Genomic DNA, 8,028 nt, shown 5'->3' on the forward strand with positions numbered 1-8,028 from the left:
ACTCTGCTTCCAGTGTCTCCGCCCCACGGCCCGGGGGTCGGCCGCCTCCTAGCCGTCGGGCCGGCCCCGGCGGCGGTCGGGGGGCGGGGCGGCGGCGGCCCGGTCGGGACCTGCGGCCCTGTCGAGGGCCCGCTGAGCCCTTCCGCCCCGGCCGGGCGGCGAAGGAAGGTGGACGGGCCAGCGACAAGGGAGCCCATGGAGGAGCCGTCATGCGGACACCGGCAGTCGACGCGACCACCCTGGAGAGCCTGCTGTACTCGGCCGTGGCGGCTCCGTCGATCCACAACACCCAGCCCTGGCGGTTCGGCATGGACGCCGACACCCGGTCCATTCACGTCCGCGCCGACTCGCGGTCCCTGCCGCTGACTGATCCGCGGCAACGTGCCCAGCACCTCTCCGTGGGCGCGGCCGTCTTCAACCTCCGGGTCGCCGCGGCACACCTCGGCTGGGACCCGGTCGTGACGCTCCTGCCCGACCCGCGCGACCCCGGCCTGCTGGCCACCGTCCGGCTGTTCGCGGCGGCCCCGGACGCACAGCCGTCGTACCCAGGCCTGTACGACGCGGTCGCGCGCCGGCACACCAGCCGGATGCCCTTCACCGGGCGGCCGGTGCCGGAGCACATCGTGCTGGAGATGGTCAAGGCGGCGCGGATCGAGGGGGCGCACCTGGACGTCCCCGACTTCGCCGGCACCCGGCGCCTGCTGAGCCTGACCGCGCAGGCCGAGGCGCGCAACGCCGCCGACCCGGCCCGCACCGCCGAGACCAGGGCCTGGGTCAACGCGCCGGACATGCGCCTCCCGCACGGCATTCCGCTCACCTCGCTGGGCCCGCGGGACACGGCGGGGCGGATGCCGATGCGGGACTTCACCGGCCCGCTGCCCGGGCTGCGACCGCCCGCTCTGCGTTTCGAACGGCACGCGCAGGTGGCCCTGTTGTGGACCCCGCACGACCGGCGGGAGGACTGGCTGCGCGCGGGGCAGGCGATGGAGCGGGCCCTGCTGGTGGCCACCCGGTACGGGGTGCGCACCTCGATGCTGCACCAGGCGATGGAGTGGCCCGACCTGCGGGCGGCGATGGCCGCCCCGAGGCTCCGGTGCCACCCCCACCTGCTGATCCGCTTCGGCTACGGCCCGGAGGGTGGCCGCACCCCGCGCGCGGCCACCCGGGTGACCCCCACGGATGAAACACCGACGGGCCCCACGGGCCGGACGGGCTGAACGCACACGACGAGGGGCCGGGCGGCGGACCGAACGTCCGCTCCGACCCCTCCGCGCCCTCAACCGGTGTCGCGCGGCCGCTCAATTGGCGACGCGCAGATCCGAGAGCTCCCGTCCGGTGACCATCGTGGCCTCGATCCGGATGAAGACGTCCTCCTCGATCGGCATCCAGGAGCGCGGCCCGGTCCGCATGAGACGCGCGTGCTCGACCGGATCGGTCACCACGGTGGCCCGGCCGGTGACGACCACGCTCCAGCCCGACCGGCTCTGCGCGTCGAACGCGTCCGCCTCGAAGGCGACCACGACCCCGTCCACGGCGCGGACGAGATCGGAGCCCGCGGAGGTACGCAGCAGCACGGACGCGTCCGCCGCCAGGGCGAAGTTGACGGGCAGCACCGCGGGCAGCGCCTGCCGCGTGTAGACGACACGGCCCACCGGTACCTCGGCCATCAGGCGCAGGCACTCCTGCCGGTCCATCGAGCGAAAGCCATCATTGTCGGACACCCTTTCATGGTCGCCGCGCACCCGGCCCACCGTTAGGGCCTGTTGGCCCACATCTTCGGCGGGGTCCCGCCCGACGCCTCAGGACCCGACGTTTCGAGCGCGGCGCTCCGGTCGGTGGAATCCTTTGGAGCGCGGTGCCTGGCCGTGCCGTTCGCGCTGTGCTGACCTGCCGGACGGACCCGCCAGGGAAGCGGGCGACCAACGGGCGGGACCCGGAAGGGAGCGGCGCGGTGGCCAACGAGACCGACCCGGCGTCGAAGCGCGCACGCGGAACCCCACAGCCGGGCCTGGACGGTGAACTGACGCAGGCGCTGGTGCGCTTCTGTTCCACTTCGGCATTCTCGTCGTGCTCATCGGCCACATCGGCGGGCTGGTCGTCCCCGAGAGTTGGACGCGGGCGGCCGGCATCAGCGAGAACACGTACCACTGGCCGGCCGTCGTCCTCGGCGCCATCGCCGGGGTGTGCACGGTGGGCGGCCCCGCCATCCTCGTCCACCGCCGCCGCACGGTGGGTTCGGTGTTCTCCGCCACCACCCGCAACGACAAGGCGATGTACGTCTCGCTCGCCACGCCCGGAGCTGATGAGCGGCGTGCCGCTGCTGTTCCAACTGCACGCCCTCAGCGCCCTGCTGCTCTTCGGGGCCTGGCCCTTCACCCGGCTGGTGCACATGCGCACCGCACCGCCGGGCCACCTCACCCGCCCCTGCATCGTCCACCGCAGCCGCGAGCTCCGCCTCGGTGCGAGGCCGCCCCGGCGCTGCTGGGAGCGCATCGGGTGACGGCGGGCGCCGTCGGCGTAAATCCGGTGGCGCCGCTTCCCCGCGCTCCCCTACCGTGAGGCTCGCATCACGCGGAGGCCGACGGTCGCCGCTGCCGGTTCGCAGAGTGCGCTGAGTTCTCGCGGAGAAAGAGGAGGTGTGACCCATGGCTGTCTCGGTAATGGGCGCTGCCCGCAACGACAGGACCATCCACTCCACCTCCGCGGCCACCGGCTGACACCTCCTGCCACGCCCGCGCGCACCGTCGCGGGCAGTCGGGGCCGCCCTCGTGAAGGGTTCCCCCCTTGCGTTCCTCCGCTACTTCCTTTTCTTCCGTTCCGTCTTCCGTCTCGCCGCACCCTCTCGCTCCCTACGGCTGGGACGAGGGCTGGGAGTCGGTCTTCACCCCGTACACCGCCGAAGGCCTGCTGCCGGGCCGGGTGATCCGCGTCGACCGGGGGCAGTGCGACGTCGTCACCGCCGGCGGCGTGCTGCGCGCCGACACCGCGTTCGTCACCCCGCACGACCCGATGCGGGTGGTGTGCACCGGCGACTGGGTCGCCGTCGAGCCCGGTGGCAACCCGCGCTACGTCCGCACGACACTGCCGCGCCGCACCGCCTTCGTGCGCTCCACCTCGTCCAAGCGGTCCGAGGGCCAGATCCTCGCCGCCAACGTCGACCACGCGATCGTCGCGGTGTCCCTCGCGGTCGAACTCGACCTCGGCCGCATCGAGCGCTACCTGGCGCTGGCCTGGGAATCCGGGGCGCAGCCGCTGATCGTGCTGACCAAGGCCGACCTCGTGCCGGACGCGACCGGGCTGGGGTATCTCGTCCAGGACGTGGAGACGAGCGCGCCCGGTGTGCCGGTGCTGCCCGTCAGCGCCGTGACCGGCGACGGGCTCGACGTCCTCCTCGCCGTCGTCTCCTCGGGCACGTCCGTGCTGCTCGGGTCGTCCGGAGCGGGCAAGTCCACGCTCGCGAACGTGCTGCTCGGCGAGGACGTGATGACCGTACAGGCCGCACGGGACGTCGACGGCAAGGGCCGGCACACGACCACCACCCGCAACCTGCTCGCGCTGCCGGGCGGCGGCGTGCTGATCGACACCCCGGGGCTGCGCGGAGTGGGCCTGTGGGACGCCGAGAGCGGGGTCGGTCAGGTGTTCTCCGAGATCGAGGAGCTGGCCGGGCGGTGCAAGTTCCACGACTGCGCCCACGACAGCGAGCCGGGGTGCGCGGTGCTCGCCGCCGTCGACGCCGGTGAGCTGCCCCAGCGGCGGCTGGAGAGCTACCGCAAGCTCCTGCGCGAGAACCAGTGGATCGTCGCCAAGACCGACGCGCGGCTGCGCGCGGAGATCCGGCGGGACTGGAAGCGCAAGGGCGCCGAGGGCCGGGCCGCGATGGAGGCCAAGCGGGGGCGGTGGCGCTAGCCCGTCACCCGTCCGCCGGGCCCGTCACCCGTCATGTCGGTCGCAGTGTCCGATTTCCGCCAGCGGCACCCCCGCGCGGAGGCGGACACTGGACGGCGTGATGGACGAGGACACCAGGTACGAGGCCGTACGCAGCCGGGACGGCCGGTTCGACGGGGAGTTCTTCTTCGCCGTCGACACGACCGGGATCTACTGCCGTCCCAGCTGCCCGGCCGTCACCCCCAAACGGCACCACGTGCGGTTCTATCCCACGGCCGCCGCCGCGCAGGGAGCGGGCTTCCGCGCCTGCCGGCGCTGCCGGCCGGACGCGGTGCCCGGCTCCGCCGACTGGAACGTGCGGGCGGACGCCGTCGGGCGGGCCATGCGGCTGATCGGCGACGGCGTGATCGACCGGGAGGGCGTCGCCGGGCTCGCCGCGCGGCTCGGCTACAGCGAGCGGCAGGTGCGCCGGCAGCTCACCGCCGAGCTGGGCGCCGGACCCGTCGCGCTCGCCCGCGCCCAGCGGGCGCACAGCGCGCGCGTCCTGCTCCAGACCACGGACCTGCCGGTCACGCAGATCGCGTTCGCGTCCGGGTTCGCCAGCGTGCGGCAGTTCAACGACACGATGAGGTCCGTCTACGCCGCGACCCCCAGCGAGCTGCGCGCCACCGCCCGCAAGGCACGGGGCCGCCGCCCCGCGGCGCCCGCCTCCGGGATCCCGCTGCGGCTCGCCCACCGGGGCCCCTACCAGGCCGGCCCCGTCTTCGACCTGCTGGAACGCGAGGCCGTGCCCGGCGTCGAGGAGATCGGCGGCGCGCCCGGCCGGCGGACCTACCGGCGCACCCTGCGCCTGCCGTACGGCACCGGGACCGCCGCCGTGGACGAGCGCTCCGGCGCGCCGCGGGCCGGGTCAGGCGCGCATCCCGGCGGCTGGCTGGAGGCCCGGCTCCACCTGACCGACCCACGCGATCTGACCACCGCCGTGCAGCGGCTGCGCCGGCTGTTCGACCTGGACGCCGACCCGTACGCCGTCGACGAGCGGCTCGGCGCGGACCCGCGGCTGGCCCCGCTGGTCGCCGCCCGGCCCGGCCTGCGCTCGCCGGGCTCGGCGGACCCGCCGGAGACGGCGGTCCGCGCGCTGGTGGGACCGGCGGCCGCCGCGGAACTGGTACGGCGCTACGGCAAGGCGCTGGACGCTCCCACCGGCACGCTGACCCACCTCTTCCCCGAGCCGGCCGTCCTCGCCGAGGCCGAGCCGGACGGCCCCCTGGGCGCCCTGGCCGCCGCCCTCGCCGACGGCACGGTGCGGCTGGACCCGGGCGCCGACCGTGACGACACGCACCGGGCGCTGCTCGCCCTGCCCGGCCTGGATCCGGCCACGGCCGCCGCCATCCGTACCCGGGCCCTCGGCGACCCCGACGTGGCCCCGCTCGGCGCGGGCGCCCCCGAAAGCTGGCGCCCCTGGCGCTCGTACGCCCTGCGGCACCTGCGTGCCGCCGAAGAGCTGGAGACCACCCCATGACCACGCACACACACACGCACTTGACCTCCACCGGTACGACCTACTGGACCACCCTCGACAGCCCGCTGTGCCCCCTGCTGCTGACCGCCGACTCCTCCGGCGCGCTGACCTCGCTGTCCGTGCCCGGCCAGAAGGGCGGTCGCGAGGCCCAGGCCGACTGGCGGCACGACGCCGGGCCCTTCCGCGCGGCGGAGGAACAGCTCCGCGCCTACTTCGCCGGTGAACTCAAGGAGTTCCGCCTGCCGTTGCGCACCTCCGGCACCGCGTTCCGGGAGCGGGTGTGGGCCGCCGTCGACGACGTTCCGTACGGCTCGACGACCACGTACGGCGAGATCGCCGCGCGTATCGGCGCTTCCCGTGCCGCCGTTCGGGCCGTCGGCGGAGCCATCGGCGCCAACCCGCTCCTGGTGCTGCGCCCCTGCCACCGCGTGATCGGCGCGGACGGTTCCCTGACCGGCTACGCGGGCGGCCTGGAGCGGAAGGTGCGGCTGCTCACGCTGGAGGGCGCGCTGTAGGCACCGGCGCGTCAGCCGTGCCGCTCGCGGGCCACCCAGCCCCGTTCGTAGGCGTGCCAGCCCAGTTGCAGCCGGGTGCTCACCCCGGTCAGCTCCATCAGCCGCTTCACCCGGCGCTGCACCGTCCGCAGGCCCAGGTCGAGTTGCTTGGCGACGCTCGCGTCGGTCAGGCCGGCCAGCAGCAGCGACAGCACCTCCAGGTCGATGGCGTCGGGGCCGTCCCGGCCCTCCTCGGTCACGCCGGACGCCCCGAGCCGCAGCGGCAGCGCCTCCCGCCACACCGACTCGAACAGCCCGTACAGCAGCTCCAGCAGGCCGCTGGCGTGCACGACCAGCGCGGTGGGCTCCGGGGTGTGCGAGGTGAGCGGCACCATGGCGAGCGTCCCGTCGGCGACGACCAGTTTGGTCGGCACGGTCTCGACGACCCGCACCTCTTCGTCGCGGCTGAGCGCGGCGGTCAGCTCCGTGACGCCGTTCGGCTTGTCCAGCACGGCGCGTTCGAGCACCACCCGGTAGCGGACCCCGCGGGCGGCCGCCTGCTCCTCGGCGTGGTTCTCCATGGAGGAGACGGCGATCGGGTTGCCCGTGACCAGCGCGCACACCTCCTCGCTCGCCCCGAGTTGGAGTTGGAGGAAGCGCTGCGCGACCGCGGGGGCGCCGGTGACCACCTCGACCAGGTCGTGCACCGCGGGCTCTGAGGCCGCCGCCCGGTACTCCTCGGCGAGCAGCGCGGCGGCCAGTTCCGCCCTCTCCAGCTCGTGTCGGTGCTGGGTGAGCAGTGCGCCCAGCGCCACCCCGGGCGGCGCGGCCACCCAGCGGCCGGGCCGGGCCGAGGACTGGGCCGCGAGTCCGTGCCGCTCCAGGCGGCGCAGGGCGTGCTCGGTGTCCCGCTCGCCGAGCGTCAGCCGCCGTGCGAGATCGGGGACTTCGGCGGCGCCCACGGACACCAGAGCCCGGTACGCCGCCTCGTGCGTCTCGTCCAGACCTATCGCTGCCAGCATCAGCTGCTGTCCCTCCCCTTTCGGACCCCTGGCATCACGTTCCGCGGCGCGTCGGCGGTGGCGGGAAACAGCCACGGCGCAAACCCGCCGCGGCACATCATCGCTGTACCACCGGTCACTCTGACAAGGTGGCGCCACCGAAGCACCGACGGGTGCCCGGTGTCCAGCCATGGACGTGGCCTGCACGGATACGCACCCCGTGCGGGTGGCCGGGGCAACTGACGGCCCCGGCCCGCAGCGTCCGGGCCGGGCACCGCGGGCCGCGTCGGGGCGTTCCGGACGGCGGTGTTTCGGCCGACCGGACCGTGATCCGTACCAGGATCACCCGTGTGCCGCCGGGCGGCTCCTCCGTGGGGGGTGGAGCCGTCCGGCGTCTTCGTCGCGCCGTGGGACGGTTCCGTTCACCGGATTTGCCGATGCCCCGTTCGCACAGGGCCCGTGCGGTGGACAATTGGCGGCATGAGCCAGCAGGGGGGAAGGCCCACCGGTCAAGAGGACGACTGGTGGGGGCAGTTGTACGACGACTCCGCCGAGGACACCGGCCCCGCGGCCGGAGCCGATTCCCTGGACGACCGCTTCGCCTCGGCGTCCGGAACGGTCGGCGGCCCACCGCGGGGCGCGCCGCTGCCCAACCCACGCTCACCGGACCCCGCCCCGGACACGGGCCAGGACTGGTGGCGCAGCACCCCCGAGGACACGGCGTCCGGGCCGGTGGAGCCCGAGCGGCCGTCTCGGTCGCCCGCGCCGGCTTCGGGCGTTGCCTGGGGTCCCGGGCCGGGGGAATCCGAGGGGTTGCCTCTGACGCCCTCTCCTGCCGAGGGGGCGGCTGCGGAGGCTGCCCGGGATTCCGGGCCGGCTGTACCCGAGCGGCCGTCTGGGTCGCCCGCGCCGGCTGAGGGGCCGGCTTCGGGGGGTGCTTGGGGTTCTGGGTCGGTGGAGCCTGGGAGGGGGCCTCGGTCGCCTCGGTCGTCCGCACCGGCGGGAGAGCCGGTGTCGGGGGCTGACCGGGGTTCCGGGCCGGCTGTACCCGAGCGGCCGTCTGGGTCGCCCGCGCCGGCTGAGGGGCCGGCTTCGGGGGGTGCTTGGGGTTCTGGGTCGGTGGAGC

At 74.8% G+C, this 8,028-nt stretch carries 6 protein-coding genes and 1 pseudogene; 5 read left to right on the top strand and 2 right to left on the bottom strand.

Annotated elements, in window-relative coordinates:
- Nucleotides 1–209 precede the first annotated feature (209 nt).
- On the top strand, nucleotides 210–1,217 hold the full coding sequence (locus tag ACFY3J_RS18100; RefSeq protein ID WP_390841235.1) for an Acg family FMN-binding oxidoreductase: 1,008 nt from the start codon (nucleotides 210–212) through the stop codon (nucleotides 1,215–1,217).
- A gap of 81 nt (nucleotides 1,218–1,298) precedes the next feature.
- Here ACFY3J_RS18100 and ACFY3J_RS18105 read toward each other — a convergent pair whose 3' ends face one another.
- A complete protein-coding gene (locus ACFY3J_RS18105; RefSeq protein WP_384185110.1) occupies nucleotides 1,299–1,721 on the bottom strand; it encodes a pyridoxamine 5'-phosphate oxidase family protein in 423 nt (140 codons plus the stop codon).
- A 346-nt stretch (nucleotides 1,722–2,067) separates the two neighbouring features.
- Between ACFY3J_RS18105 and ACFY3J_RS18110 the strand changes: the two are divergent.
- The 4 genes and pseudogenes from ACFY3J_RS18110 (at nucleotide 2,068) to ACFY3J_RS18125 (ending at nucleotide 5,922) form a co-directional block, all read left to right on the top strand.
- A pseudogene (locus ACFY3J_RS18110) lies at nucleotides 2,068–2,500 on the top strand (respiratory nitrate reductase subunit gamma).
- Between the two features lie 284 nt (nucleotides 2,501–2,784).
- Complete coding sequence (rsgA, locus tag ACFY3J_RS18115; RefSeq protein WP_384185113.1) at nucleotides 2,785–3,906, top strand: ribosome small subunit-dependent GTPase A; 1,122 nt, start codon at nucleotides 2,785–2,787, stop codon at nucleotides 3,904–3,906.
- A gap of 100 nt (nucleotides 3,907–4,006) precedes the next feature.
- Entirely contained in the window at nucleotides 4,007–5,407 is a 1,401-nt protein-coding gene (locus ACFY3J_RS18120; RefSeq protein WP_384185354.1) for an AlkA N-terminal domain-containing protein, read from the top strand.
- Complete coding sequence (locus tag ACFY3J_RS18125; protein ID WP_384185115.1) at nucleotides 5,404–5,922, top strand: methylated-DNA--[protein]-cysteine S-methyltransferase; 519 nt, start codon at nucleotides 5,404–5,406, stop codon at nucleotides 5,920–5,922. Before ACFY3J_RS18120 ends, ACFY3J_RS18125 begins: the two co-directional genes overlap by 4 nt.
- Before the next feature lie 11 nt (nucleotides 5,923–5,933).
- Here the strand turns inward: ACFY3J_RS18125 and ACFY3J_RS18130 are convergent, their stop codons facing one another.
- Nucleotides 5,934–6,923, bottom strand: a complete 990-nt coding sequence (locus tag ACFY3J_RS18130; RefSeq protein WP_384185118.1) for a helix-turn-helix transcriptional regulator — start codon at nucleotides 6,921–6,923, stop codon at nucleotides 5,934–5,936.
- Between the last annotated feature and the right edge of the window lie 1,105 nt (nucleotides 6,924–8,028).

Origin of the sequence: Streptomyces sp. NPDC001231 (assembly GCF_042896885.1) — a bacterium.
In the GTDB taxonomy this organism is placed as follows: domain Bacteria; phylum Actinomycetota; class Actinomycetes; order Streptomycetales; family Streptomycetaceae; genus Streptomyces.